The following is a 25,548-nucleotide window of genomic DNA, read 5'->3' as shown; positions in this document are numbered from 1 at the left end:
GCCATGAAAGTTGTTGTGGATCAGGACAAATGCATCGGATCCGGGCAGTGCGTCATGCTCGCTCCGGACATCTTCGACCAGCGGGACGAGGACGGAATCGTACTGCTGCTACAGGCCGAACCGCCTGTCGCACTCCATGATTCCGTGCGCGAGGCCGCCCGGGTGTGCCCGGCGCTGGCCATCGAGTTGGACGAGAAGTAGCCCCTCGACGCTCCCGGGCCGCGCTAGACCTGATATCCCTCGGCCTCGAGAGCGGTGGGCAACTCCCCGCCGGCCGCGGTGAACGCGGTCAAGGCATGCACCAGCCCGTGGCGGTCGGCCTCGGGCATCTTCGCGACCACGGCGGCGATCTCCTCACGGCGGCGGGCAGTGACCGCGTCGACGATCTCGCGGCCGCGCGCGGTCAGCTCGAGGATCAGTTCGCGGCGGGAATTCGGGTTGGGCCGGCGGTCGATCAGCTCGGCGGCCACCAGGCGGTCGACCATCCGGGTCGCGGTAGAGGGCTGCACATTCAGGATCGCGGCCAGCTCGGCGACCTTGACCGGGCCGCGGGAGGACAGGATCATCATCGTCCGGAACTGGGCGATGGTGATCGACTCGTCGACCTGGGCCAGCGAGCGCGCCGACAGCGCCACCAGCAGCCGCGAGGCCGTCAGCAGGGCATCGGTGATCTCGTCGGCGGATTCGACCGCCACCCCGCCGCTGTGTTGCATAGCAAACCCTTCGTCGCCGATACCGGGCACCACCATCCTGCCTGTTCGCGGCGGGCGGCATCGCACCCGGCTGGCCGCCCGCTCCGAATCCGCACCTCGATCCGACAGGGTCGCATCGCCACCCGGCCTCCAGACTCACTCGGGCATGCGGATGCCGGTCCAGCCCCCTCGTGCCTGTCCTTCTCAGCCCAGGACGTTGCGGCACGCTACGGTCGTAACCCCCTCCGCGGTTTGCGGGTTCCCGGGTGATGGACCGGCGGCGGGAAGGCTCAGGCCAGGCGCTCGTCCTTGACCGCCAGGGCATGCTGCCCCCGCTGGAACGTCACCTCCCGAATCCCCAGGGCCGCATGAAGTTTCCCGGACGGGAGCGTCACCGGTTTGGGTGCGGGTCCGGCGCCGGGATTCGGCAGCGGATAGGCCGTGGTGGTGCCGCTGTAGAAGGTGATGTTGCCGTCGGTCTTGGTGAACAGCTGGTGCACATGACCGTTGAGGCACGTGACCGAGGAGAACCGGCGCAGATAGCTCAGCACCTGCGCGGCATCGTCGGTGCCCCAGCCCCATTGCGGATACATGGCGAACAGCGGGATGTGGCTGAATACCACGATCGGCGTGTCCGGGGACAGGCCGGCCACATCCTTGCGGACGAAATCCAGCTGGTCCGGGCCGAGATGCCCGAGGTTCCGCAGATTCAGCGTGTTCACCAGGGCGATCAGATGGACCCCGGCGATGTCGAAGCTGTACCAGCCGTCGCCGCGAGTGCCCTTGCCGAAGACCGAGCGATACCTCTGCCCGCCGTCATCGGTCGAATCGTGTTCTCCCGGAACGGTGAACACGTGTGGAGTGTGCAGCCCGTTCAGCATCTGATACACCTGGTCGAACTGCGCGGGCGTGGCCAGATGCGTGAGATCGCCGGTGTGGATGACGAAATCGGGTTGGTAGCCCAGGGCGTTGACCTGCCCGATAGCCTCGGTGAAGGTGGCGGCAACGTCCGCGTTGGCCGTGCCCTGGAAACCGATATGGCTGTCGCTGATCTGGGCGAACCGCAGATCCGGGCGCGGGGCGGCAATCGCCTCCGGCGCACCGGCGACCTGGGACACGACCTCGCCGCCGACCACGGCCAGGCCCACCGCCGCGCCGAACCAGGCCGAATGCCTGATCAATTGGCGTCGTGTCATCGTCTGGGGATCCTTCTCGTTCACGGCGTCACCACCACGGTGCCGTGCATGAACGGATGAATCGTGCACACGTAGTCGACGCTGCCCGCGCGGGTGAAGGTGAAGGAATAGGTTGCGCCCGTGCCCATTCCGGGCGAGTGGAAGCTACCGTTCTGCGCGCTGACGGTATGCGGCTCCTCGTCGCGATTGGTCCAGGTGACCGTCGTGCCCACCTTCACCGACAAGGTGGCGGGCGCGAAGGCGAAGCTTTGGATCGCCACCGCGGTACCCGTGACGGGCGCGGAAGCCGTTGTCGCGGTGGGCGCTCCCGGCATGCTGGGCATGCCCGAGGCCGGAAGCAGCGGCGCGGCATTGCCGTTCGGCACGAAGCCCGGTGTCGCCGTGCCCGCGGGGAAGGCCAGTGTGGATTCCGCGGCAGGGCCGGTGGCACTCGATCCGCAGGCGCCCAGGGCGGCCACCAGCGCGATCGCGCCGAGGCCGGCCACCAGGACCCGCCGGTTGTTCGCGAATTGTCTCATCCGAGTTCTCCATCGTGGGACGAAGACACCCGCACCGCTGCGGGCACCGGTCGACGGTGAGCGTCCGCCTCGTCGCGAAACGCTGTCACTAGGAGATACGGGCCCGGGTTACACAGGGCGACTCAGGCCGATTCCGCGGGCACGAAAACCTCTATCGTGCCGTTGATTTCACGTATCTCCAACCGCGGCAGCGGCGCGGGGGCGATGGGGAGCTGATGCGTGCGCACCGCGCCGTCGATACCGAAGGAGGTGGAGTGACAGGGGCACCGCAGGCGGTCGGCCGGACCGTCCAGCCACAGCTTGCAGCCCTGATGGGTACAGATGCCCGAGAGCGCGTAGGGGATTCCGTCGCGGCGGTGCACGAATCCGCTGACGGTGCCCGCATCGAAGGCGATGGTGGCACCCTCGGGCACGTCCGCGGCGGCGGCCACCGGCCGCCACGCCCCGTTCCTGGGCACCAGCGTCTGCTGCGCCTGCGACGGGGTCGCGGGCCCGTGCCCCCCGGACGTCAGGGCATGGTCGACGACGCCGCCGACGGTGGCTGCCGCGGCCGCGATCGAACCGCCGATCAGCACCTGCCGGCGTCGCGGAGGCGGCGTGGAGGCCTCAGGGGGACGGGAGGATTCGCCGAACTCACCGGCCAGCCGCTGCCGCAGTCCGGCCAGGAACTCCTCGCTCGGGGCATCCGCGCCGAACCGGGCCGCACGCAGGGCGATCGCCACCCGCATCTGCTCGGCCTCCTCGTCGCCGGGCGTGAAGCCGCGCGGACGGCGCCCGGACAGCAGATCCTCCACGTATCGCCGGATGTCTCGACCGGTCACCGTGCACCTCCCGCACTCTCCTGCGCCGCCATCTGCAGGGCCCGATGCTGCAGCACCTTGGCGTTGGCGACGCTCACACCCAGTTCGTCCGCCGAATCGCGGACCGAAAGTCCCTGCAGGAAGCGTAATTCCAGGATGCGCCGATAGCGCTCGGGCAGCCCGTCCAGCAGCGCGCGGGCCCGGGCCGCGGCCCGAACACCCTCCTGCTCCGCTGGTTCGGGCGGCGGCTCCGGCGCGAAATCGGGGTCTATCGTGGTGATTTCGCGGCCCATCCGGGTCCGCCAGTACTCCGCCAGCACGGTCCGAGCGGTCGCGCGCAGATACGCCCGCACCTCGGGCACGCTGGCCTGCACCCGCAGCGGCCGTAGCGCCGCGGTGAACACCTCCGCGGTGAGATCCTCGGCATCCGGGCGGTTGCCGACCTTGCCCACCATCAACGCGTACACCCAGGTCGCGTTGTCACGGTAGATCGACTCCCAGTCCCGGTAGGTCTCACCAGCCACCAGGCGCAGCTCCCGGGTCCGCGGATCCTCGCCGGATTCCGGCCGTCCGGCCATCTGCCGCCGCCTTCCGCATCCACCTCCAGCGCATGACCACGCCTAACAGTAGATAGCGAGAGGGGTTACAGGTGGCGGTTTCAGTGACCTCATCGGGCGAGCCCGGCGGTCCGGCCTCGGATACCGCGATGGGCGGGCCCCCTTCCGGGAGCCCGCCCATCGATATCACCGCAACCGGTTACGGCGTCACCACAGCGGCATCAGCGCTTCGGAGCGGGAGCCGGCGGAAACTGCGGGTTCGTGCAGAACCCACCCGGGGTGGTGCACGGCGAGTTGATGGTGCTGAAGTACTGGTACGCCGACCACAGCATCATCGGGCCCCCGACCAGGATGGTGCCGAGTAGCGCGCCGGCGCTGCCCACAGTGGCGACACCCGCGATGCAACCGATAATCGCACCCGGCAGACCCGCCAGCAGCGCTGAGACCGCGGCCGAGATGGTGCCGACAGCGACGGCGCCGGCGATACAGCCGACCGTCACACCGATCAGTGCGCCGACGACGGCGCCGACCAGGCTGGAGATCGTCGCGCGGCTACCGAACGCCGAAAGCTCCTGCTGGTCACGCGGGCTGAAGGATTCGTCGACGGCCTTCGCGTCGAGGTCCTTCGGCTCGACCTGCGACACCGGCCTCAGGTGGGCAAGCGTATCCGCCGAGATCGGCTGAGCCACCGGAGTGCCGCCCGTGGTCTGCGGAGTCAGACGCACCGCATGGGCGGAGATGTCCGCGTTGATCGGGAATTGGGTGTTGTCCTTGCGGTACACCAGGGGAACGGAGTCCACGACCTGCCCCTTGGCATCGGCGATCGTCAGGCTGTCACCCTGGCGCGCGAAGGTGCCGTCGGCCGCCTTCAGAACCGCCGAACCAGCGGCACGGTCGAGCTCATAGTGCACGCCATTGACGACAACAGTCTGAGACGCCGGAATATTCTTGAAGAACGGGGCCGGGGCGGCCGGCGTCGCCGGTGCGGGCGGTGCGGCATATGCGGGCGCGGAGGCGATGCCGACGGCGGCAACCGCCAGCACCGCGCACGCGGTAAATTTCCTCATCAGGTACGACCTAGAACCTTTCGTTGACCCACGGTGCCCCGATACCAAGGCACGGCGGCACCGATTGTTGCCGATTCATTCGGCCGCACAAATATTTCAGAACAGTGAAATTTGAATAGTGATTCGTGTCCGAAAAGTTTAACCTTTCCCAACAATGGGGACCGAATTTCTTTGATTGCATCGCGCATTTCTTTCATTGAAACACCGAGATTATTCAAAGAAATAGAACGATGATCCCGAGGGGTTTCAATGAAAGAAATATTCGCACGGATGCGCCGGCGGGGCGCACCGCCGCCGGACGAACTCAGCTCACCCAGCGCGGTGCGATGCGGGTGCCGTCCGGGAGTTCACCCCAGAACCCGACCGGCACGGTCACCAGGACTCCCGCACGCCCCGCACCCGGGTTGTCCACACGGATCACCGCTCCGGCGGGCGCGATGGCGGCATCCCCCGCACCCAGCGAATTCGCCACACCGTCGATCGTCAGCACCACCTCACCCTCGAGGAGTACGAACACCTCCTCGCGCAGCACGCGATGCGGCTGCCCCTGCGACTCCGGATCAATGTCCAGCCGCCACACGCACAGCTCGGCACTGCCGGTGCCGGGGCGAGCGTAGGAGGTGAATCGGGCGTTGTGCATCTGATGGACCTCGGCCTCGGCGGCACGAATGACGGGCATCGAAACTCTCCTTCAATTGGTCAATCTACTTGACCATAATAGTCAAGCTTGTTGACTAATCTGTCAAGTGCCAAGATTCACCCCATGCCCGCCTACCCGCTCGCCCCGGACCTGCCACTGCTGCTCCTGGCGGCCGCCGCAGAGGTCACCGACGCCGCCAACGCCGGCGTACATGCGGCCGGTTTCACCGATCTGCGCCCAGCGCACGGTTTCGCCTTCGTGCGGATGGCCCCCGACGGCGCCACGGTCGGCGAGATCGCCGAACACCTCGCCGTCACCAAGCAGGCCGCCAGCCAGCTGGTCGAGGAACTGGTGAAAAAGGGCTACGCACAACGTAATCCGCATCCGCACGACGCGCGCGCCCGGATGATCACCCTCACCGAGCGCGGCTGGGCCGCGACCCGCGCCTCCGACGCCGCGCTGGCCGCGTTCGCGGAACGCTGGACCGCGGCGCTCGGCCCGGAAACCGTTACCGCGCTGCGCAACGCCCTGGCCCATGTCGTCACCCCGGGGAGGGTTCGCCCCGCGGCGTGGTGAATACCGGAATGAGCACCCGAGCAGGGCCGGACCATGCGGCCCGGCCCCGGAATGCGGCGATCACTGACTCGCGAGCAGCCCATTGATGTTCATCCGCTTGCGATTTCGCATGCTCCAGACGAATACGACCCCGATCACCGCGTACTCCACCGGATTCGTCAGCGCGACCGCCACCGAGACCGGCAGGGTGAAGATCACCAGGAAACGCAGCACCGCCACCAGCGCGAAGGCCGTGGTCCACACCAGCGTCGAAATCATGAACACGCGGCGCACATGGGCATTGTTGCGCCACAATGCATCCCAGCTGTGTGCGGAATCCGGCCCGGGCGCGTGCAGGCGCCGCGAGATGCCGAACATCGCCGGTCGCCCGAACACGCAGCTGGCCAGCAGCAGCGCGCTGATAACGACATCGATGATCGGATCCTTGGCCAGCATCACGCGCGCACTGCCGCTCAGCAGCGCCAGCCCCAGCCCGAGGGCGTTGACCGCGAAGACGAATGCGGACAGGCCGTCGAACCGGCGGCGCAGCACGGCGGGCACGATCACCCACAGCGCCGAGACCACCGTCGACCACAGCAACCCGGCGAAGCTGCTGAACCCGATCCCGACGAGCACGTAGTAAATCCCCACCGGCAGTGCGACATTGGCTGCCATGGGCGCCGCTGACCGAAATCGGGCGGTGCGCGACACCACCGGAATTGCTGCGGCGCCTGCGATTTCGGACATCGGATGCTCCCCTGAACGCTGAAGTAGGTATGCCGTGAACGCTATTTCCGTCGAGCTCGCGCGGCGTCGGCGCGAGGATGGAATCGCCGATCTCCACCCGGGGGTCCAGACACCCGATGTCCACCTCGGGACTTCCATCGCCGGTTGGTTCCACGCCCTCGCGCGCGCGGCATAGGGTCGACGGGTCCACCCGATCCTGCCCCGGCCCCAGCGCTGCCCCCGCCCACCGACTCCGCAAACTCCATCGGCTCACCGTCCCGGCCGCTCGACCACCTTCCATGCCTGCGATCCCGGCGCTGGCGGCGAGAATACGGGGCGCACCCATCCACGAGGAGCGCGATGACGCACACGCTACGGCGCAACGCACGGCTGCTACTCGGCAGCGATCCGGAGACGAGCCCGCTGCTGCGGATGATCGGGACGGTACTGCTCGCGTTCAACCTGATGTACAACCACCGTGACCCGGTACCGCTGTGGCTGTGGATCACCTTCGGCGCCGCGTTCGCCTGCTGGCTGCTGTACGCGCTGTGCGAGGGCAACTGGCATCGGCTGGCGGCGGGCGCCCTGATCGGCTGCGCGCTGCTCTCGGCCGTCTCGACGGGCAGGTGGCCCGACCCCGCGAACGTCAGCGCCCCGGTGATCCAGCTGTGGGTGGCCGTCAGCCTGCTCGCCCAGCAGATCGTGGTGCGCACCAAGGTGGTGCTGTCGATCGCAGCCGCGACCGCCGGGGTCCTGATCGTCAGCTGCCTGCTCGCCGGGCTGACGGCGAGCCACATCCTGACCGCCGTCGGGGCCGGGGCCATCGGCTTGCTGGCCGGGCTCTACCGCCGTCAGTACCGGCTGCGGGCGTACCAGACCGAGCTCCTGCTCGAGCAGACCCGCCTGGCCCAGCAGGAACACGCGCGCGCCGCCGCACTGGACGAGCGCGCCCGCATCGCCCGCGAAATGCACGACGTGCTGGCGCATTCGCTGGGCGCGCTGACCGTGCAGCTCGAGGTCGCCGAGGGCCTGCTCAGCGAGAAGGGCGATGTGGCCGCCGCCCTGACCCACGTGCGCCGCTCGCACCGCCTGGCACTGGACGGCCTGATCGAGGCCCGCGGCGCGGTGGCCGCCCTGCGCGAGGATGTGCCGCCGCTGCCCGAGGCGGTGCGCGGGCTGGTCGAGAGCTACCGCCGCGACCACCGGCTGACCGTGGAGTGCCTGGTCGACGGCGAGGCGCGGGCGCTGCCCTCCGCGGCGGTGGTGTCGCTGCTGCGGGCCGCGCGCGAGGCGCTGACCAATGCGGGCAAGCATGCGCCCGGCGCGCCGGTGACGGTCGCGCTGACCTTCACACCGGACAAGGTGCGCCTGTCGGTGCGCAACCCGATCGTGGACGGTGCGAGTAGCGCGGGGGCAATCCGCGCGGCGAACGGCGGCGGCGGGTACGGTCTGACCGGAATGCGCGAGCGAATCGCGTTGGTCGGCGGCACCCTGTCCGCCGGACTCGGACGCGACGGCCGCGATTGGCAGGTGACCGCGGAGGTACCCGAATGACTGAGCCCGGCACCGAGATCCGGGTGCTCGTCGCCGACGACCAGCAGGTCATGCGCGAGGGCCTGGTCGCGCTGCTGGGTCTGGTCGACGGCGTGCGGGTCGTCGGCGCGGTCGGGAACGGCGAGGAGGCCGTGCGCGCGGTGGCCGAGCTGACCCCCGAGGTCGTACTCATGGATCTGCGCATGCCGGTGCTGGACGGGGTGGCGGCCACCCGCCGGATCACCACCGAGCATCCGGGCACCGGGGTGATCGTGCTGACCACCTATTCCGACGACGCGTCCATCGCGGGCGCGCTGCGGGCGGGGGCACGCGGATATCTCACCAAGGATGCCGGGCGCACCGAGATCGCCGCGGCCATCCGGGCCGCGGCCGCCGGGCAGTCCAGTTTCGACGCGACCGTCCTGCAGCGGCTGGTGGCCGCGCTGAGCCCACCCACCCCACCGACTCCGCAAGCTCCGTCGGCTCACGGTCCCCGCTCCGACGGCGAATCCGCGGGCGAAAACCCCTCGCCCGCAACGCCGAAGCCCCGGACACCCAGGCCGGACGGGCTGACCGCGCGGGAGGCGGAGGTGATCGGCCTGATCGGACAGGGCCTGTCCAACGCCGAAATCGCCGGGGCACTCTACATTTCGGAGACGACCGTCAAGACGCACATCAACAACGTCTTCGCCAAGATCGGCGCGCGCAACCGTGCCGACGCCGTCCGCTACGCCTACCGCCATGGCCTGGCACAACCCTGAAATACGGCCCCAGATGCCCGATTACGCGCATTCCGACTTCGCGGCCAAGGGCCGCGCCGAGAAGGCGCGGCGCCTGGCGGCCTACATCTGGCAGCGCGGCGTCACCGGGGCCGAGCTGCTGGCCATGCCGGACCCGGCCCGGCGCAAGCTGGCCCGGGCCGCGGACACCAATCCCCCGAGCACCGGCGAAACCTGGTCCGCGGCCGCGCAATTGCTGGACGAGAAGGATGCCTGGGCCGCCCGCAATCCGAATCATCCCGCGGCGCAACGCGATCGCACCGACGAGAAGATCCTGTGGGTGAAGCCGCCGATCAAACCCTGGACCGACGACGGCCCGGCGCGGAGGTAACACTCAGCGCCACCGGCGATCCCGGGCGTTGGACACGCGCCCACCGGCGATCCCGGGCAATCCACGCGCCGCGCCGAGGCCGGTATCGGGCGCACGGGTACGACATTCATCCGAGGTCGACCTCGGACCTCTCCTCGGCGGCCGCGCTCACCCGGTCCGCCAGTGAACGCAGCGCCTTGACCTCCTCATCGCTCATCTCATCGATGAACAGCCGCCGCACCAGCTCGACATGGTTGGGTGCCGCGCGCTGCAGCACCTCGCGGCCGTGCGCGGTCAGGCACACGAGGACCCCGCGCGCGTCGTCGGCGGCGGGGGTGCGCTCGACCAGCCCCCGCGCGGCCATCCGGGCCAGGTGCTTGGACAGCCTGCTCTTGTCCCAGCAGATCTCCGCGCCCAGATCCCTTGCGCGCAGGCGATCGTCCGGTGCCTGGGACAGCGCCACCAACACCTCGTAGTCCGGCGCCGATACCCCGTCGCCCGCCAGTCCGGCCGCGAGCGCGGAGTCCATCCGCTGCCGCAGCCGGATGTACGCCTGCCAGGTCGTCTGTTCGTCGTCGTCGAGCCACCGCACCATGGGAATTATCCTAGCGAGCAATTGGTTGACATGGACACTAACTGCACCGAGGAGGGCGCCATGCCAGCCATCACCGTCGACAATATCCTGGTACTCCCCCGGCTGCCGCGCCCCGCCGAGCCCGCGCGGCAGCGCCCCGTACGCACCGTCACCACCGCCCACCGCCAGCGCGAGGGCGCGGGCTTCGAGGTACGCCGCCCGTTCCCGAGCGTCGATCTGCGCTCGGCCGATCCCTTCATCCTGCTCGACCAGATGGGCCCGGTCGCCTACGAGCCCTACGAGGCCAAGGGCGCGCCGTGGCATCCGCACCGCGGCTTCGAGACGGTCACCTACATGCTCGACGGCACCATGGTCCACCACGACTCCAACGACGGCGGCGGGACCATCGGCCCCGGCGACACCCAGTGGATGACCGCCGGGTCCGGCATCTTGCACGACGAATTGCCCGCCGAGGACCTCGTCATCGCGGGCGGGGAATTCCACGGCATCCAGCTGTGGGTGAATCTGCCTCGCGCACAGAAGATGTCGGCGCCGCGCTACCAGGATCTGCGGGCGAGCGAACTGACGCTGGTCAGCTCGCACGACGGCGGCGCGCTGGTGCGGATCATCGCCGGTGAGCTCGGCGGCCACGACGGGCCCGGCTCGACCCACACCCCGATCGTGTACGCGCACGCCTCGATCACGCCCGGCGGGCGGCTGGAAACACCTTGGCCGCAACCGTATTCGGCGATGGTCTACGTGCTGTCCGGCAGCGGGACCGCGGGCGCGGAGGGTGTGCCGATCCGGGAGGGGCAGCTCGCGGTCTTCGGACCCGGCGAGTCGATCACCGTGACCGCCGACGAGCGGCAGGACACCCCGTCCGGCGCATTCGAGACACTGTTGCTCGGCGGGCAACCGATCCGTGAACCCGTCGTCCAGTACGGCCCGTTCGTGATGAACACGCGCAGCGAAATCGTCGAGGCCATCGAGGATTTCAACGCCGGGCGCATGGGCACGATCCCGGCGGTGCACCTGTCTGGGAAAAGACTGGGAGAATAGCCGCCCCGGTAGGCTGCGGTTGACAACAGGGCACGCCATCAGAACAGTAGACTCGGCGGTTCCGGCCCGAGCACCGTGGGGAGTGCCGGTTGGTCCGCCCCGTCAACCGCAGCAAATACAAAAAATACAACGAGGAATACATGAACGTACGCAGGCTCATCGTGACCGTGGGCGCGGGGATGGCCATCGCCGCCCCGCTCGCCCCCTCCGCACTCGCCGCCTCACCCAATATCCCCTCGGGTTCGGCCGGTACCGGATCGTCGAGCATCGACGACCTCATCGGCTCCTTCGGCTCGTCGAGCCTGACTCAGACCGGATCCGTCGGCGGACCGGTCTACAAGAACTGCGACGAGGTCCGCAGGGCCGGTAAGGCGCCGCTGTTCAAGGGCGAGCCCGGCTACGCGCCGTACCTCGACCCCAACAACACCGGAATGGCCTGCCCGACGCGGTAATCCGGCCCTGAACAAACAACACCCGGTGTGGCGATATTGCGCCACACCGGGTGTTGTGTTTTCGGGCCGCTGTTTTCGGGGCCGTTGTTTTCCGCTAGGCGGCATCGCGCCGTGTCAGCGGCGGAAGATCCGGTACAGCGTCAATCCGACGACCACGGCCCCCGCGCCGATGAGGCTGTACTTCACCTTGGGCTCGTTGAGCTTTGCGAGCACGGCATGCTTGGTCTTGTCGGCGATCCGCTGGGGGTCGGCCCGAACCGCGAGCTCGTCGAGTGTGTTCGCGAGCCGGTTACGCGCGGCTTCGATCTCCCGCTCGATGCTCTCGGTATCCTTCGCCACGTTATCTCCTGAATTCGTCCGGTAGGGCGTGCCTTGGCTGGCGACGAGTCTATCCGTGGCCGTACCCATGCCGACATGATCGGGGGCCTACGTGGTTACGCTCCGCTGCCTCCGCGGTGTCCGATGGCGCCGCTTCCGAGGGCCCTGCGTGGTTACACTTCGCTGCCTCCTCCGGGCCCGCCGGTGCGAGGCGCACCCTGACCGATCATGTCGGCGCGGTGAGCTACCGTGCTGGGCATGACCGAGAACCCTCGACTCAGTCCGGGCGATACCGCGCCCGCCTTCACCCTCCCCGATGCCGACGGCAAGCCGGTGTCCCTGGCCGACTACCGCGGCCGCAAGGTGATCGTCTACTTCTACCCCGCGGCCAGCACCCCCGGCTGCACGAAGGAGGCGTGCGACTTCCGCGACAACCTGGCCGAGCTGGACGGCGCCGGCATCGACGTCGTCGGCATCTCCCCGGACAAGCCGGCCAAGCTGGCCAAATTCCGGGACAACGAGCAGCTCACCTTCCCGCTGCTGTCCGATCCCGACCGCGAGGTGCTCACTGTCTGGGGCGCCTTCGGCGAGAAGATGATGTACGGCAAGAAGATCACCGGCGTGATCCGCTCCACGTTCCTCGTCGACGAGGAGGGCAAGATCGCGGTCGCCCAATACAACGTGCGCGCCACCGGCCACGTCGCCAAGCTGCGCCGCGACCTGTCGGTGTAGCCGGGGTAGCGGTGTAATCCGAGCCGAAAGGCAGTGCGGCCCGGCCCCTTCGACGGGGCCGGGCCACCTCCCGCTCAGGCGCGCGGCATCATCTCCGCGGCCCACAGCACCATCATCCGCCAGTGGTTGTCCCACCACCCGGCGAACTGCGGCGAGCCGAGCTGCGGCGGCGCGGACTCGCCCTTGAACAGCAGCGACCGATTCAGCGGCCCCACCGGGTTCATCGGATCGGGAACCACCAAACCGGATGCACCCGAGGTCCGCGTGCCCGCGGCCTGGTCCGACGCCGCGTTGCCCAGCTCGAGCCCGTGCGAATGCCTGCCGTTCGGCCCCCACGCCACGGTGGTCGGTTCGCTGGTGCCTGGGACCTTCGCCCGCCGACCCGGTGCCCTCGCCGCCGGAGACCGCACCCGTGTGCCCTGGTCGGCCTCGGATTCGGACTCCGGCGCGGGCTGCTCCACCGGCGCCACCTGGTCGGACTGCGCCGCGGCCCGGGCGTCGGCAACCGGGGCGGTGGCCGGATGCGAGCCCGCCGTCGCCTCGTAGATGCCGCCCGCGACCGCGCCGCCGACCAGCACGCTCGCCGCCGTGACCAGGGCCCCGACGCCCCGCGACATCCGCGAGCGCTCCTGCTCGAACAGATCCACCGACGCCGGCTGCACGATCAGCGCGGCACCGACCGCCGCCGCGGCCGCGGCCACCTTGCTCGGGATGATCGGCACGCCGAACCCCGACATCAGCGCGGCCGTAACCACCGGATCGCTTGCCGCCGAACCGATCATCACCACGGCCTCGGGCTCCACGCCGGCCGCGGCGAACTGATCCAGGGCCGCCGTGACCGCCGGACGCATCGTCTCCTCGCTGACCATCGAGCCGGTCCCCGTGATCGCCGTCACCACCCGATCGCGTTCGGGCGAGATCAGCGTGAAGCACTGATAGCCCGGCACCGCCTCGCACATCAGCAGATGATCGAATTCGGCCGTCCACGGCATCGCCCGGGCCAGCGCCAGATGGGACGACTTCGCCGACACCAGCGAGGCCGTGCGCCACGGGCCCTCGGCCAGGCCCGTGACGATCGTGCGGCGCTCGGCCGCATCGCGGTATGTCACTGCCGCCCCGGCGATCTCGCGGTCCGGGCCGATCTCGTCGGCCAGGGCCTCCAGGGCCGCCTCGACCGCCCGCGGTAGGTTGGCCCGGCCCCCGCCGAATCGGAATGTGCGCTGGATGACCAGCCGGTCCGGCAGCTTGGCCTCGTCGTCGGATAGTGCCACCGCGTGGACGGTGCCGCGTTCGGTGGAAACACCGAAGGACACCACGGATCGAGCAACCACAGATCACGCCTTTCGATGTGCTGGTGAAATGTGCGCAGAGGTACGCCTACTCGGTATGTCTTCGTCGCGGTTTGCGGTCCGGATGGGTACCCGGGTGCAACAAAACCGGTATCCGACGGCGCAGCCGCGTGTCATCAGCGTGTCGCTACCGCTAGCCTGATAGGCGTGGTGGAAGCGCGAGCGGCAACGAGGTCGAACCGACGTCCGGACCCCGCGTTGGAGTTACAGGACGATCCGCAGGAACTCATGCCCCGGCGCCGCCCCACCCAGGAACGCAGCAAGCGCAAGTTCGACGCGTTGCTCCAGGCGTCGCGAGAATTGTTGGTAGAGGTCGGATTCGAGTCGTTCACCTGCGAGGAGGTCGCCGCCCGCGCCGAGGTACCGATCGGCACGCTCTACCAGTTCTTCGCCAACAAATACGTGATCGTGTGTGAGCTGAACCGCCAGGATCTGGTCGCGGTGACCAGGGAGCTGTCGGACTTCCACGGCGAAATCCCGTCCATGGACTGGCTGCGGCACATGAACCGATTCGTCGACCACATGGCCGACCTGTGGATGACCGACCCGTCCCGGCGCGAGGTGTGGCTGGCGATGCAGTCCACCCCGTCCACCCGGGCCACCGGCACCATCCACGAGAAGGAATTCGCCGAGGTCGTCCAGGGGATGCTGCGCCCCCTGATGCCCCGCACCCCCCGCGGCCGCCGCTCGATGATGGCGCAGGTGCTGGTGCACGTGGTGTATTCGATGCTGAATTTCTCCGTGCAGGACGGGCTGCGGCACGAGGACGCGGTGGGGGAACTCAAGCGGTTGATGGTGGCTTATCTGCTGGTCGCGGAGAAGGAATCCCGGTCGGGCGGGCAGCGCGAGCCGCAGGGCTGACACGCGGAAGGTGTCGGTCCGGCTGGTTAGCATGGGACCATGTCGATCCCGCATCTCGCGTCTCCGGACCTTCCCGAGACGATGACCTGGGAAGAGCTCAAGGTGCTTCCTCAGGAGATCGCGCAGTACATCGAGCTGCGTGATGGGCGGCCGGTATGGATCGCCGAGGAGGTCCTTGCCAAACATGGTCCTTCCGAGCACCAGCGGTATTCACGACGTTTCAACACTGCGCTCGAAGCAACGGCACGGGAAGCCACACGCCGATCGCTGGGCCCTTGTTGGGATGCCGAGGGCGAGACCAACGTGTTTCTCACTCTCGACAGGTCGAGCTTTGTAACACCGGATTTCATGGTGTTTCGCTGCCTCGAGCATGAATTCGACTGGATTTACGCAGACGATGTCGTCCTGGTGGGCGAGGTTCTCTCACCAGCGAATACACCGCGACAGATCGACGAGAAGAAGGCTCGATACGCAGCAGGAAAGATTCCTTGGTATTGGGAGGTCGAGCTCGGCCGTAATCCTCGACATATCAGCAGCGTGCGCGCCTTCGGCTTGTTCCCGAACAGCCTCGCCCTTCCCGAAGGCGTTACATCGTTGCGTTCTGCGCACTATGCCCTTGCCGAAGAGTGGACATTCGATGACGACGAGGGAATCGAAACAATGCACCCGTTCCCGATAAAAATTCCTTGGGCCGACCTGGCATACTGAGCCGGTCCCCGGTAAAAGCGCGAGACAGGAACTAACGCGACGCAGACCGCGTTAGCCCCGCCCCGAGCCTGGGCCCGACGGAGCGGAACCATCGTCACAGCATCTCAGGGGATCAGGTCGGCCAGCTCGCCCGGATCCTCCAGGACCACCATGGCGGCGGCGGTATCGCCGTCATGGGTGAGGGACAGATGGACGCGAACGCGCGGGAGGAAGTCCGCTGCCAGGCCGTGCAGCTTGATGCTGGGCCGGCCCCAGGCGTCGTTGACGACCTCGATCAACGGATAGGGGTTGTCGCCGATCTGCGGGCTGCGGGCGAAGCGGGAGGTGGCCCACGCCTTCAGCACCGCCTCCTTGGCCGCCCAGCGCGCGGCGTAGCTGCGCGCCGGATCGGTGCCCTTGCTCTGACAGTAGCGGCGCTCACCGGCGGTGAAACTCTCGCGCAGCATGGTGGTTCCGGCGCGATCGAGCTGTTCGGCGAATTCGGAGATGGTGACCAAATCCAGGCCGATACCGAGGATCGTCAAGGCGTACAAGCTCCTTGTCTTGGTACGGATGTGTTATGCGGGGGTGGTGCAGCAACACATGGTTTGCGGGTCGGTTCCGGCCGCGGCCCGTCACCGACCCTACGGGATCGGCGCCGGGCCGCGGTGCGAATGCGCGACGACGCCGCCCACTGTCTGGTGAGCGGCGTCGCCGGGTGTTCATCTACTGCGCGAGTTCGCCTGTGCCGCAGGAGCCCTGGGCCAGGTACAGCCCATCCGAGCCCAGGCGCGCCTGCTCCGAGAGCAGCACGTCGGCCTCCAACTGACGGGCCTGCTTGGCCGGGGTCCCCTCGCCGCCGAGACGACGATCCGCCGGGCGCTCGTACAGCGGGGCGCCGCCGCACATGGCCTCGGTGAACCGCTGACGCCCGTCGAGCTGACGCTGCTGGGCCCGGCGCTGGTAGTCCTCGCGCCGCTCGGGGTCGAGCGCGGCCAGGAACGCCTGCGGGTGCACGATCGCCAGCAGGCCCGACACGTGGCCGAAGCCGAGCGAGGTGACCAGGCCGGCCTTGAGCGCGAACCGGTCTCCGAAGCGCAGCGGCTCGCGCGCCCACACCAGATGCGGGTACTCGGCCATCTTCTCGTCGACACAGTCCAGGCTGCGGTTCGGCGGGATGACGCCCTGCTCCAGCACCTGGCACAGGCCGATCATCTGGAAGGCCGCCGCGCCGCCCTTGGCGTGGCCGGTGAGCGACTTCTGCGACACCACGAACAGCGGCGCGCCCTCGGAGCGTCCGATGGCCGTGGCGAGCCGCTCGTGCAGCTCGGACTCGTTGGGATCGTTTGCGCCCGTGGAGGTGTCGTGCTTGGAGATCACCGCGATGTCATCCGCGGTGACGCCCAGCTTGCGCAGCGCCGCGGCCAGCTTGGAGTCCCGGCCGCCGCGGCCCGCACCCAGCGCGCCCAGCCCGGGGGCCGGGATCGAGGTGTGCACGCCGTCGGCGAACGACTGCGCGAAGGCGATCACGCCCAGCACCGGCAGGCCCATCTCGGCCGCGACGTCGCCGCGGGCCAGCAGCACCGTGCCACCGCCCTGGGATTCGACGAATCCGCCGCGGCGACGGTCGTTGGCGCGGGAGAAGTAGCGATCGCTGATTCCCTTGGCGCTCATGGCCGCCGAGTCCGCGGTGGCGGACATGTCACCGAAGCCGACGATGCCCTCGATGCCCAGATCGTCGTAGCCACCGGCCACCACGACATCGGCCTTGCCGAGGCGGATCTTGTCCACGCCCTCCTCGACCGAGACCGCCGCGGTCGCGCACGCCGCGACCGGATGGATCATTCCGCCGTAGCTGCCGACGTAGGACTGCACCACGTGCGCCAGGGCGACGTTGGGCAGGGCCTCCTGCAGGATGTCGTTGGCGCGCGGCTCACCGAGCAGGTTGTCGATGTACAGCGAGCGCATCGAGCTCATGCCGCCCATGCCGGTGCCCTGGGTGTTGGCCACCAGCGAGGGGTGCACCCAGCTCATCAGCTCGGCCGGGCTGAAGCCCGAGGACAGGAACGCGTCCACCGTGCACACGATGTTCCACAGCGCCACCCGGTCGATCGAGGCGGCCATGTCGGCGGAGATGCCCCACTTGGTGGGATCCCAGCCGGTGGGGATCTGACCGCCGACCGTGCGCGAGAGCTTGGCCTTGCGCGGCACGCGAATCTCGGTGCCCGCCTTGCGCGTCACCTGCCAGTCGCCCGAGCCCTCGACCGGCGCGATGACGGTCTGCTCCGGGTTCGCGGCGTGGAACGCGCGGGCCTGCGCCTCGTCGCTGACCACGAAGGTCAGGTCCTTGTCCAGGAATACCGAGGTGAGCAGCGGCGCGGCGTTGTCGATCATGGCGCCGTCGTCGCCGTAGCGGCGCACACCGCACCGCTCCACGACGGTGTCGTGGTAGCGCTCGGCGACTTCGGATTCCTCGACGTACTCACCGGATTCGACGTCGTACCAGCCCGGCTTGGGATCGTTCTCCCAGGCGACCAGGCCGGTGGTCCACGCCAGCTCCAGCACACCCGCGGCCGACAGCTTGTCCTCGACCTCGAACTCGAAGCGGGTGCGTGCCGAACCCCAGGGGCCCAGCTCGCCCGCGCCGACGATCACGACCATGTCGGCGAGATCCGCGGTTACCGAACCCCATTCGGGGGTCGGCAGCTTCGAGCTCAGCGTCGGCGGGGCAGGCAGCGCCGCAATGGTCTGCGCCGCAACGTCTTGCGCGTCGTCGGAGGCCGAGGCCTGCTCACGCGCCTGCTTGGCCAGCTCGGGCAGATCCAGCTCGGCACCGGCCAGACCGCCGGTCAGGTCGAGCTGCCGCGGTGCGGCCGCGGCGTCCACGCGGGCGGTGCCGGTGCACGATTTCAGCAGCTCATCGGCCATCTCGTCGGTAGACCACGTGCGCACCCCGGCCTTCTCCACGGCCTCGACCAGCGGGTCGTTGCCGCCCATCAGGCCGGTGCCGCGCACCCAGCCGATCAGCGCGTGTACCAGCGTGACCCGCGCGGCCCAGGACTTCTCCGCTCGCCACTTGCCGACCACCGCGTCCAGGGCGGCCTTGGACTCGCCGTAGGCGCCGTCGCCGCCGAACATGCCGCGGTTGGGCGAACCCGGCAGCACCACATGCAGTTTCGCGTCGACGTCGTGGTCCGCGCCGATCGCGGACAGGCCGCCGATGAGCCGCTCCACCGACCAGAGCAGCACCCGCATCTCCATTTCGGCGCGGGCGCCGGCATCGGAGAGGTCACCGGCCACGCGCGGCGCGGCGAACGGGAACAGCAGCGTCGGGGTCATCGCCTCCTTGAGCAGAACCTTTGCGCCACCGGCATTGTCGACCTGCTCGGTGCCTACCCACTCGATGAGCGCGTCCACATCGGCGTAGGAGGCCATGTTCGCGGGCACCACCCACAGGGCGGCGCCGCGGCGGGCGTTGTCGCGGTAGAGCTGCTTGTAGAAGCCCAGGCGGGCGTCGTTCAGCGTGGAGGTGGTGACGATGACCGTCGCGCCGCCGCCGAGCAGCCGCGCGGCGGCCGAGGCGGCGATGGAACCCTTGCTGGCGCCGGTGATCACGGCGATGTCGCTGGACCACTCGCCGGCCTTATCGGTGCTCAGCGCGGCCTCGGCGATGCGCTCGTACCGTCCGGCCAGCACCGAGCGGGCCTCGCTCATCGCGCGCTGGCGCCACCAGTTCGCCTGTGCGGCAACGGCCTTGCCCGCGCCGAGGAAGCCCTGGACCGAGTCCTGCTCCGCAGCGGAGTCGTCGGCGAGCCAGAGCCGGGCCAGATCCTCGCGGGCGGTGGCCCAGCGGTCGTCGATCAGCAGAGCCTTGCGGGCGTCGAACGCGGGGGCGACCAGCCGCGGCCAGTCCGAACCCAGCTCGGCGGCAACGAGATCAACCAGGGTGTCGGGCGTGGCCTCGGGCGCGGACACCTGCTCGGCCAGGCCCAGCTGCTCGAGCACGACCCGCGCCGCGGTGGCCAGCACGCCGTCGCGGCCGGTGATCTGCTCGGTGAACTCGCCCAGCGCGGCCGCGTCCACGGTCGCGCCGCCGCCACCACCGGCGGCCGGCAGGGAGACCGCCACGCCCCGGCGCGCGGCCACGGCCTGCACCGCGGCGTCGATCGCGGCGTCCACCGCCGCGCCGTCGCCCGGCGCGCCGGATACCAGCCCGCCCAGGTCGCCGCCGCGAATGCTGGCGCCCTCGCGGGTGCCGAGGGAGACCTCGGCGGTGACGTGGTGCGCCCAGCCGTCGCCGAGCTCCCAGACCTTCTTGACGCGCTCGGCGATCGCGGCCGGGCGCTTGCCCGACGGGCCGAACACCTTGCGCAGGTGGTCGCCGATGGCGTCCGACAGCACCGAACCGAACGGCTTGTAGGTGCGGGCCAGCCGCTCGACCGTCGCCGAGAGCGCGCCCATGTCGGCATCGGCCGCGCCGTCGATCGCGCCGAGGGACAGCTCCGAGCCGAGGTCGACCAGCAGCTGGTTGCGGCGCGATGAGACACCGTCGCACAGGCCCTCGATGGTGTCGACCGGTCCGATCTGATCCATCCGCAGCTTGGTCCACAGCGCGATCAGCACGCGGGTGGCATCGGCCGCGGTGAAGGAGATGTCGTCCGGGCGGGGGCCGCCGGACGGGGCCGCCGGGGCCGCCACGGGGGCCGCGGCAGCGGGAGTCGCTGCGGCGGTGGCGGTCTCGGCCGGAGTCTCCTCCGGCTCGTCCACCGGCGCGGGATCGGTGTCGGTGGAGTACACCACGCCGGCCTCGCGCTCGATGTTCAGCACCTCCACCTTGGCGGTGGCGAACTGCGGCAGCTTGAGGGTGTTGGAGGCCAGGTTCGCCACGGTCGGCGTTGCGGCCAAACCGATTTCGACGAACCGCTCGACCCCGAGCCCGCCCCGGGCGGAATCGCCGAACAGCAGGTCCTGGGTCTCGATCCAGCGCACCGGGCTGGCGAACTGCCAGGCCAGCAGCTCGATCAGCACCACGCGGCACAGCTCGGACGGGCGCTGCGCCCAGTTCTCGAAGTCGGCCAGCACCTTCGACAGCGGTTCGGAGGGAACCAGATCGGCGATCTCCTGAATGAAATCCCGGTCCAGCGAGAAGGGCTTGGGCACCAGGTTCGGAATGTAGCGGCCGGTCAGCACCTCCGGCTGCAGGTTCTCCGGCAGCAGTTCCTCGAGCTTGCCGCGGAACTCGGGCACGCCCTTGCGCAGCACGGTCGAGTGGAACGGCACGTCGATGCCGGGCACCAGGATGAACGCCCGCTTGCCACCGAATTCCGCACGGCGGCGCTCGATCTCGGCCTCGAGCTCCTCGAGACCCTTGACCGTGCCCGCGATCGCGTACTGCGCGCCGCGCAGGTTCAGGTTCACGACCTCGAGGAATTCGCCGACCCGATCGCCGATTGTCTTGACCCAGTCGGTGACCTCGGCGTCGGGCAGCCCGATCTGCGAGGGGCGGATCGCGGCCATCCGATAGTCGCTCTGGCCCTTGGCATCCCGGGGCACCAGCTCGTGCATGGCCGAGCCGCGCTGGAACACCACCTCGAGCACCGCCTCGAGCGGCAGCACCCCGGCGACCGCGGCCAGGGCGTTGTACTCGCCGACCGAGTGCCCGGCCAGCATCGCGCCCTCGACGAACGCGCCGGCCTCGCGCAGCTCGGCCACCTGAGCCACGCCCAGGGTCGCCATCGCGACCTGGGTGAACTGGGTCAGGTGCAGCACCCCCTGCGGGTGGCGGTACTCCACGCCGCGGGCCTTGAGGTAGGTCGGGTTGTCCCGCACCACAGCCAGGATCGAGAAGCCCAGCGCCTCGCGGGTGTGCTTGTCCGCGCGCTCCCAGATCTGTTTGGCCGCCTTGGACCGCGCCCGGGCGTCCAGACCCATCCCCTTGGTCTGAATGCCCTGGCCCGGGAAGGCGTACACGGTCTTCGGCGCGGCCAGCCGACCCGTGCCCGTCATCACCAGATCGCCCTCGATCCGGCAGGACACCTCGACGATCTCGCTACCGGCGTCCACCGCGACGCGCTCGACGCGCACGTCGATCTCCGCGCCCGGGCGGACCATGCCCAGGAACCTGGTGGTCCAGGCGGTGAGAGTCCGTGCGGGCAGCGAGGATTCGGGGTCCACGGCCGACACCGCGTGCTGCGCGGCGGCCGAGAGCCACATGCCGTGCACGATCGGGCTGCCCAGCCCGGCCAGCTTGGCGGCGTTGGCGGAGGTGTGAATCGGGTTGTGATCGCCGGACACCGCGGCAAACGCGGCCATCGCGCGGGGCGCGGTGACGGTCACGTCGCGACGACGACGGCGCGGAGTGTCGGTGGCCTCCTCGGAGACCGTCCCGGCCGCGCGCGGCGGGTCGGACAGCTCGCCGGCGCCGTTGCGGCCGCGAATCGCGAAGCGCTCGGTCAGCGTCGCCACCGTCGGGGTGTCCAGGCCGTGATCGCGCATCACGCCGACGGTGACGCGCACCTCGGCGACGCGGCCCATATCGGTGTCGACGACCTCGCCCGACTCCGCGCGCACGGCGAGAATCGCGTGCTCGGCGGGCAATTCGCCGGTCAGCTCGATCCGGTGGTCCAGGTGGACCAGGTCCAGCATGCCCTCGATGACGTGCTGCCCGGCCTCGGTGCGGGTCGCGCCCAGCACCGCGAACACCGCGGGCCAGCATGCGCCCACGAGCACATCCGGCACGGTGCGGCCGATGGTGCTCAGCGTCGCGGGCAGACCCGAACCGGTGACACCGGCGTGGTCGGCGATCAGGTCCGGGCTCCAGGCCACATTCACGTGCGCGACACCGGATTTGACCTCCGGCAGCGACTTGCCCGCGGCGACCGCCAGCAGCGCCGACATGGCGGCCTCGGCGTCGTCCTGCGCGATGACCGGCGCGCCGCCGTTGTACGCGGAGGCCGGCACGGTGATCCGGATGCGAACGGCGTTGTCGCCCAGCAGCGGAACGGTGAGCTCGACGTAGGCGTTGTCAGTGTCCGGACCCTCGATCGACACCAGGGTGGCGCCGGTCGGCGGGTGGTGCGCACCCTGGCCGTCCACGGCCCACTCGGCCAGATCGCCCAGCCGGTGTACCGGGTTCAGCGTGGTGCGCCCCGCCCACTGCACATCGGGGGCGGCCAGCACGAGATCGATGACGCCCGCGGTGACCTCGGCGCGGCGGCGTCCGTCCACGGCCAGCGGCGTCACCCCGCCGCGGATGAGGGTGTGGGCGGTGTCCTGCTCGAAGCGGTCCAGCAGCTCGCCGACCGGCTCGTCCACCCGGGTGATGCCCGCGACGGCCACGGTGCCGGGGATGATGCAGACCTGATCGGCGCCGTAGCGCGGATCGTGGGCCTGCCACAGCGAATCCGAGCGCCACCAGCGGCGCACGTCGCCGTCGACGACGGGTACGAAGTTGACGGGCTTGCCCGGGGTCTTGCACAGCGCGACGAAGAACGGCACGTCGGCCGGGTGCAGCACGGTGTCCGCGGCGGCCGGGTACTGCTCCTTCAGCGTGCAGATCGCCTGCACGGGCGCCTCGAACGCGGCGTCGTCGGTGAAAAGCGTTGCGATCTCGCCGCGGTCGGCCGGGTTGAGGCGGGATTCGGTGCGGCGCACCATCTCCGCGAAGCGGTCGCGCCAGGTGATGTCCAGCCACACCGAGCGGGTGGCATCCGCGATGGCCTCGGAGAAGTCCGCGCCGCAGTCGAAGTCGGTGCGGCGATCCAGACCCACCGCGAGCTCGACGTAGCGCTCGAGCCACTCCAGGTAGCTCATGGCCGCGACATCGCCGAAATACGGCTTGGCCGTGACGTTCAGCGCGGCGATGATCTCCTCGCGCCGCTCGGCGACGGCGTCGGCATTGCCCGCGACCTCGTCCAGCAGGCGGCCGGTGCGGGAGGCGGCGTTGTCGATCTCGTGAATGTCCGCGCCCAGCTGGCTACGGCCCGAGGCCATTCCGCCCACGGCGGTGCCCGCGCCGACCCACTCGGGATGTCCGGGGGTGTCCACCAGCAGCTGCTTGACCTCGGGTGCGGTGGTCGCCTCGAGGGTCGCCATCGCGGCGGTGCCGACCAGCACGCCGTCCAGCGGCATCACCGGATAGCCGTGCGCGGCAGCCCATTCGCCGGTCAGGTACTCCGTGGCGCGCTCGGGGGTACCGATGCCGCCGCCGACGCAGACCACCACGTTGGCGCGGTTGCGCAGCTCGGCGTAGGTGTCCAGCAGCAGGTCGTCCAGGTCCTCCCACGAGTGGTGACCACCCGCGCGGCCGCCCTCGATGTGCATGATGACCGGGTAGTCCGGCACCGCGTCCGCGATGCGCAGCACGGCGCGGATCTGCGCCACCGTGCCCGGCTTGAACGCGACATGCGAGATACCGACCTCGGTCAGCTCCTCGATCAGCGCGACGGCCTCGTCGAGCTCGGGGATGCCCGCGGTGACGATCACGCCGTCGAACGGCGCACCGGCCGCGCGGGCCTTCTGCACCAGGCGCTTGCCGCCCAGCTGCAGCTTCCACAGGTAAGGGTCCAGGAACAGCGAGTTGAACTGCACCTCGCGGCCCGGGTGCAGCAGCGTCTTCAGCTCGGCGACGCGATCGGCGAAGATCTGCTCGGTGACCTGCCCGCCGCCGGCCAGCTCGGCCCAGTGGCCCGCATTCGCCGCGGCCGCAACGATTTTCGCATCCACCGTGGTGGGGGTCATGCCCGCCAGCAGGATCGGGGAGCGGCCGGTGAGCCGGGTGAACGCGGTCTCGACGACCACGCGCCCGTTCGGCAGCCGAATCGGCTTGGGGGCGAAGGCCTCCCACGCCGGGGACACCTCCGGCGCCGCGCCGGGGGTGAACAGGGCGCGCTGGCCAGTGCGGGTCGAGGCCGCCACGATCCCGACCCCGGTGCCGCGCAGCGAGCCCTGGGTCAGCCGGCTCAGCAGGTCGCCGGGACCCAGGTCCAGCATCCACTGCGCGCCATCGGAAATCGCCTCGTCCACGATCGCGACCCAGTCCACCGGATCCACCAGGATGGCCCGGGTGAGGTCGGCGGCGAGCTGCTCCTCGATGCCGCACTGCTTGGCCCAGCCGACCACCATGTCGACGGTCTCGGCCAGCGCGGGGTGATGGAAGCCGACCTCGACCTCGACATCCTCGAAGACGGGCGCGAACACCGCGCCGCCGCGCTTCTTGGCCTCGCGGTCGCGGGTCTGCTCGTCATGGATCTCCGCGCAGCGCTGACGAACCCGGTCCAGCTGGGCGACGGTGCCCGAGAGCACCGCGCGGCGACGGCCGTTGCGGATGGACACCACGGCGGCAGCGGCGGGATCGACGTCCCGGGAGACCTCGGCGACGATCGCCTTCAGCTGCTCGGGATCCACGTGCGAGACGGCCACCATCGGCGACTTCTCGCCGACCGGGATCAGGCCGCGCCGCCGGGCCACCAGCGTCGCTGCGGCGCCGATCAACTGGGCCAGCCCCAGCAGCTCCGCGTCGCGGGCGCCGTTCGCCTGCGCGGCGCGCGCGGCCAGCAGGCCCTGGGAGTGACCGATCACCGCGGCCGGCGCGTGCTCGGCCGGATCCAGCCCCTGCAGCCGCAGCGCGCGCAGCGCGGCGACCTGGCTCAGGAACACCCCGGGCATGGAGATGGCGGCCGAGCGCAGCACCTGGGGGGCCGGGGCGGCGGACACCTCGCCGGCGTCGGTATCGGCGAGCTCGTCCTCCAGCATCCACGCGATCGGGTCGAAGCCCATCGGCCGGACCACCAGCAACTGCGAGGCAATCGGCGCCAGCAGCGCGGCGGCCTCGTTCACCAGAGCGGTGAGCTCGGGCTCGAGGGCGCTGTCACGCCCGATCTCCTCGAGTTCACCCAGCCACTGCGCCCCCTGTCCACCGAAGGCCAGCACGTAGGGCTGCCCGGCCTGCAGACGGTCCACCAGCGACGACTTGATTCCCGTATCCGAAACTCCCCCAACAATGTTGGCCCTGGCTCCGGTTCCGGTGCTCTCGTTGATCGTCAAGACGTTCGACTTCCTACTCGTGGTGGCTCGCCTCGCGAGAGGGCCACCAGGCGTGCACAGGCACTCCTCGGCCCTGAGGACTGATCTCTGCCGAGGATG

At 69.7% G+C, this 25,548-nt stretch carries 23 protein-coding genes; 10 read left to right on the top strand and 13 right to left on the bottom strand.

Annotated elements, in window-relative coordinates; translation table 11 throughout:
• Positions 1–3: 3 nt before the first annotated feature.
• Positions 4–201, top strand: a complete 198-nt coding sequence (locus KO481_RS13285) for a ferredoxin (RefSeq protein ID WP_215917424.1) — start codon at positions 4–6, stop codon at positions 199–201.
• A gap of 23 nt (positions 202–224) precedes the next feature.
• Here KO481_RS13285 and KO481_RS13280 read toward each other — a convergent pair whose 3' ends face one another.
• The 7 genes from KO481_RS13280 to KO481_RS13250 form a co-directional block, all read right to left on the bottom strand.
• Entirely contained in the window at positions 225–713 is a 489-nt protein-coding gene (locus KO481_RS13280) for a MarR family winged helix-turn-helix transcriptional regulator (protein ID WP_215917423.1), read from the bottom strand.
• Positions 714–982: 269 nt separating this feature from the next.
• Complete coding sequence (locus KO481_RS13275; RefSeq protein WP_215917422.1) at positions 983–1,888, bottom strand: metallophosphoesterase family protein; 906 nt, start codon at positions 1,886–1,888, stop codon at positions 983–985.
• 20 nt (positions 1,889–1,908) lie between these two features.
• Positions 1,909–2,406: a cupredoxin domain-containing protein gene (locus KO481_RS13270; protein ID WP_215917421.1), complete on the bottom strand. Its 498-nt coding sequence runs from the start codon at positions 2,404–2,406 to the stop codon at positions 1,909–1,911.
• A 122-nt stretch (positions 2,407–2,528) separates the two neighbouring features.
• Complete coding sequence (locus KO481_RS13265) at positions 2,529–3,227, bottom strand: Rieske (2Fe-2S) protein (protein WP_215917420.1); 699 nt, start codon at positions 3,225–3,227, stop codon at positions 2,529–2,531.
• Complete coding sequence (locus KO481_RS13260) at positions 3,224–3,784, bottom strand: RNA polymerase sigma factor (RefSeq protein ID WP_215917419.1); 561 nt, start codon at positions 3,782–3,784, stop codon at positions 3,224–3,226. Before KO481_RS13260 ends, KO481_RS13265 begins: the two co-directional genes overlap by 4 nt.
• Before the next feature lie 200 nt (positions 3,785–3,984).
• Complete coding sequence (locus tag KO481_RS13255) at positions 3,985–4,830, bottom strand: DUF8020 domain-containing protein (RefSeq protein ID WP_215917418.1); 846 nt, start codon at positions 4,828–4,830, stop codon at positions 3,985–3,987.
• A gap of 304 nt (positions 4,831–5,134) precedes the next feature.
• Entirely contained in the window at positions 5,135–5,509 is a 375-nt protein-coding gene (locus KO481_RS13250) for a cupin domain-containing protein (RefSeq protein ID WP_215917417.1), read from the bottom strand.
• An 84-nt stretch (positions 5,510–5,593) separates the two neighbouring features.
• On the opposite strand from KO481_RS13250, the gene KO481_RS13245 reads away from it, so the two are divergent.
• Positions 5,594–6,046 (top strand): MarR family winged helix-turn-helix transcriptional regulator, encoded by a 453-nt coding sequence (locus KO481_RS13245; RefSeq protein ID WP_215917416.1) that lies wholly within the window; start codon positions 5,594–5,596, stop codon positions 6,044–6,046.
• Between the two features lie 60 nt (positions 6,047–6,106).
• On the opposite strand, the gene KO481_RS13240 is transcribed toward KO481_RS13245, so the two are convergent.
• Positions 6,107–6,772, bottom strand: coding sequence for a VC0807 family protein (locus tag KO481_RS13240; RefSeq protein ID WP_215917415.1), 666 nt, complete (start codon positions 6,770–6,772; stop codon positions 6,107–6,109).
• A gap of 339 nt (positions 6,773–7,111) precedes the next feature.
• Here KO481_RS13240 and KO481_RS13235 point away from each other — a divergent pair, with 339 nt between their 5' ends.
• Genes KO481_RS13235 through KO481_RS13225 form a run of 3 tightly spaced genes read left to right on the top strand, consistent with a single transcriptional unit; the run spans position 7,112 to position 9,394 of the window.
• The gene (locus KO481_RS13235) at positions 7,112–8,305 is read left to right on the top strand and encodes a sensor histidine kinase (RefSeq protein ID WP_215917414.1); all 1,194 of its coding nucleotides are present in this window, start codon (positions 7,112–7,114) and stop codon (positions 8,303–8,305) included.
• A complete protein-coding gene (locus KO481_RS13230; RefSeq protein ID WP_215917413.1) occupies positions 8,302–9,045 on the top strand; it encodes a response regulator transcription factor in 744 nt (247 codons plus the stop codon). Before KO481_RS13235 ends, KO481_RS13230 begins: the two co-directional genes overlap by 4 nt.
• Positions 9,046–9,058: 13 nt before the next feature.
• A complete protein-coding gene (locus KO481_RS13225; RefSeq protein WP_215917412.1) occupies positions 9,059–9,394 on the top strand; it encodes a hypothetical protein in 336 nt (111 codons plus the stop codon).
• 106 nt (positions 9,395–9,500) lie between these two features.
• Here the strand turns inward: KO481_RS13225 and KO481_RS13220 are convergent, their stop codons facing one another.
• Positions 9,501–9,968: a MarR family winged helix-turn-helix transcriptional regulator gene (locus KO481_RS13220; RefSeq protein WP_215917411.1), complete on the bottom strand. Its 468-nt coding sequence runs from the start codon at positions 9,966–9,968 to the stop codon at positions 9,501–9,503.
• A gap of 60 nt (positions 9,969–10,028) precedes the next feature.
• On the opposite strand from KO481_RS13220, the gene KO481_RS13215 reads away from it, so the two are divergent.
• Together KO481_RS13215 and KO481_RS13210 are read left to right on the top strand one after the other, a co-directional pair.
• Positions 10,029–11,006: a pirin family protein gene (locus tag KO481_RS13215; protein WP_215917410.1), complete on the top strand. Its 978-nt coding sequence runs from the start codon at positions 10,029–10,031 to the stop codon at positions 11,004–11,006.
• A gap of 140 nt (positions 11,007–11,146) precedes the next feature.
• On the top strand, positions 11,147–11,458 hold the full coding sequence (locus KO481_RS13210; protein WP_215917409.1) for an excalibur calcium-binding domain-containing protein: 312 nt from the start codon (positions 11,147–11,149) through the stop codon (positions 11,456–11,458).
• Positions 11,459–11,572: 114 nt separating this feature from the next.
• Here KO481_RS13210 and KO481_RS13205 read toward each other — a convergent pair whose 3' ends face one another.
• Positions 11,573–11,797 carry a DUF3618 domain-containing protein gene (locus tag KO481_RS13205; protein ID WP_215917408.1) on the bottom strand — a complete coding sequence of 75 codons (225 nt, stop codon included), beginning with the start codon at positions 11,795–11,797 and terminating at the stop codon, positions 11,573–11,575.
• A gap of 237 nt (positions 11,798–12,034) precedes the next feature.
• On the opposite strand from KO481_RS13205, the gene bcp reads away from it, so the two are divergent.
• Positions 12,035–12,508 (top strand): thioredoxin-dependent thiol peroxidase, encoded by a 474-nt coding sequence (gene bcp / locus KO481_RS13200; protein ID WP_215917407.1) that lies wholly within the window; start codon positions 12,035–12,037, stop codon positions 12,506–12,508.
• Positions 12,509–12,582: 74 nt separating this feature from the next.
• Here the strand turns inward: bcp and KO481_RS13195 are convergent, their stop codons facing one another.
• On the bottom strand, positions 12,583–13,839 hold the full coding sequence (locus KO481_RS13195) for a DUF7159 family protein (RefSeq protein WP_215917406.1): 1,257 nt from the start codon (positions 13,837–13,839) through the stop codon (positions 12,583–12,585).
• A gap of 246 nt (positions 13,840–14,085) precedes the next feature.
• Between KO481_RS13195 and KO481_RS13190 the strand changes: the two genes are divergently transcribed.
• The gene (locus KO481_RS13190; protein WP_245400921.1) at positions 14,086–14,718 is read left to right on the top strand and encodes a TetR/AcrR family transcriptional regulator; all 633 of its coding nucleotides are present in this window, start codon (positions 14,086–14,088) and stop codon (positions 14,716–14,718) included.
• A 39-nt stretch (positions 14,719–14,757) separates the two neighbouring features.
• A complete protein-coding gene (locus KO481_RS13185) occupies positions 14,758–15,426 on the top strand; it encodes a Uma2 family endonuclease (protein WP_215917405.1) in 669 nt (222 codons plus the stop codon).
• A gap of 104 nt (positions 15,427–15,530) precedes the next feature.
• Here KO481_RS13185 and acpS read toward each other — a convergent pair whose 3' ends face one another.
• Both acpS and KO481_RS13175 read right to left on the bottom strand, forming a co-directional pair.
• Positions 15,531–15,950, bottom strand: a complete 420-nt coding sequence (acpS, locus tag KO481_RS13180; protein WP_215917404.1) for a holo-ACP synthase AcpS — start codon at positions 15,948–15,950, stop codon at positions 15,531–15,533.
• A gap of 181 nt (positions 15,951–16,131) precedes the next feature.
• On the bottom strand, positions 16,132–25,449 hold the full coding sequence (locus tag KO481_RS13175) for a type I polyketide synthase (RefSeq protein WP_215917403.1): 9,318 nt from the start codon (positions 25,447–25,449) through the stop codon (positions 16,132–16,134).
• Positions 25,450–25,548: the final 99 nt, after the last annotated feature.

It is taken from the genome of Nocardia albiluteola (assembly GCF_018860155.1).
Classification (GTDB): Bacteria; Actinomycetota; Actinomycetes; order Mycobacteriales; family Mycobacteriaceae; genus Nocardia; species Nocardia albiluteola.
This window is presented reverse-complemented; position numbering and strand designations above follow the sequence as displayed.

Excerpts from the sequence above, each read along its gene's own strand:
- KO481_RS13285 (WP_215917424.1), top strand. The coding sequence starts at position 4 with ATGAAAGTTGTTGTGGATCAGGACAAATGCATCGGATCCGGGCAGTGC.
- KO481_RS13280 (WP_215917423.1), bottom strand. The coding sequence starts at position 713 with ATGCAACACAGCGGCGGGGTGGCGGTCGAATCCGCCGACGAGATCACC.
- KO481_RS13275 (WP_215917422.1), bottom strand. The coding sequence starts at position 1,888 with ATGACACGACGCCAATTGATCAGGCATTCGGCCTGGTTCGGCGCGGCG.
- KO481_RS13270 (WP_215917421.1), bottom strand. The coding sequence starts at position 2,406 with ATGAGACAATTCGCGAACAACCGGCGGGTCCTGGTGGCCGGCCTCGGC.
- KO481_RS13260 (WP_215917419.1), bottom strand. The coding sequence starts at position 3,784 with ATGGCCGGACGGCCGGAATCCGGCGAGGATCCGCGGACCCGGGAGCTG.
- KO481_RS13255 (WP_215917418.1), bottom strand. The coding sequence starts at position 4,830 with ATGAGGAAATTTACCGCGTGCGCGGTGCTGGCGGTTGCCGCCGTCGGC.
- KO481_RS13250 (WP_215917417.1), bottom strand. The coding sequence starts at position 5,509 with ATGCCCGTCATTCGTGCCGCCGAGGCCGAGGTCCATCAGATGCACAAC.
- KO481_RS13245 (WP_215917416.1), top strand. The coding sequence starts at position 5,594 with ATGCCCGCCTACCCGCTCGCCCCGGACCTGCCACTGCTGCTCCTGGCG.
- KO481_RS13240 (WP_215917415.1), bottom strand. The coding sequence starts at position 6,772 with ATGTCCGAAATCGCAGGCGCCGCAGCAATTCCGGTGGTGTCGCGCACC.
- KO481_RS13235 (WP_215917414.1), top strand. The coding sequence starts at position 7,112 with ATGACGCACACGCTACGGCGCAACGCACGGCTGCTACTCGGCAGCGAT.
- KO481_RS13230 (WP_215917413.1), top strand. The coding sequence starts at position 8,302 with ATGACTGAGCCCGGCACCGAGATCCGGGTGCTCGTCGCCGACGACCAG.
- KO481_RS13225 (WP_215917412.1), top strand. The coding sequence starts at position 9,059 with ATGCCCGATTACGCGCATTCCGACTTCGCGGCCAAGGGCCGCGCCGAG.
- KO481_RS13220 (WP_215917411.1), bottom strand. The coding sequence starts at position 9,968 with ATGGTGCGGTGGCTCGACGACGACGAACAGACGACCTGGCAGGCGTAC.
- KO481_RS13215 (WP_215917410.1), top strand. The coding sequence starts at position 10,029 with ATGCCAGCCATCACCGTCGACAATATCCTGGTACTCCCCCGGCTGCCG.
- KO481_RS13210 (WP_215917409.1), top strand. The coding sequence starts at position 11,147 with ATGAACGTACGCAGGCTCATCGTGACCGTGGGCGCGGGGATGGCCATC.
- bcp (WP_215917407.1), top strand. The coding sequence starts at position 12,035 with ATGACCGAGAACCCTCGACTCAGTCCGGGCGATACCGCGCCCGCCTTC.
- KO481_RS13190 (WP_245400921.1), top strand. The coding sequence starts at position 14,086 with ATGCCCCGGCGCCGCCCCACCCAGGAACGCAGCAAGCGCAAGTTCGAC.
- KO481_RS13185 (WP_215917405.1), top strand. The coding sequence starts at position 14,758 with ATGTCGATCCCGCATCTCGCGTCTCCGGACCTTCCCGAGACGATGACC.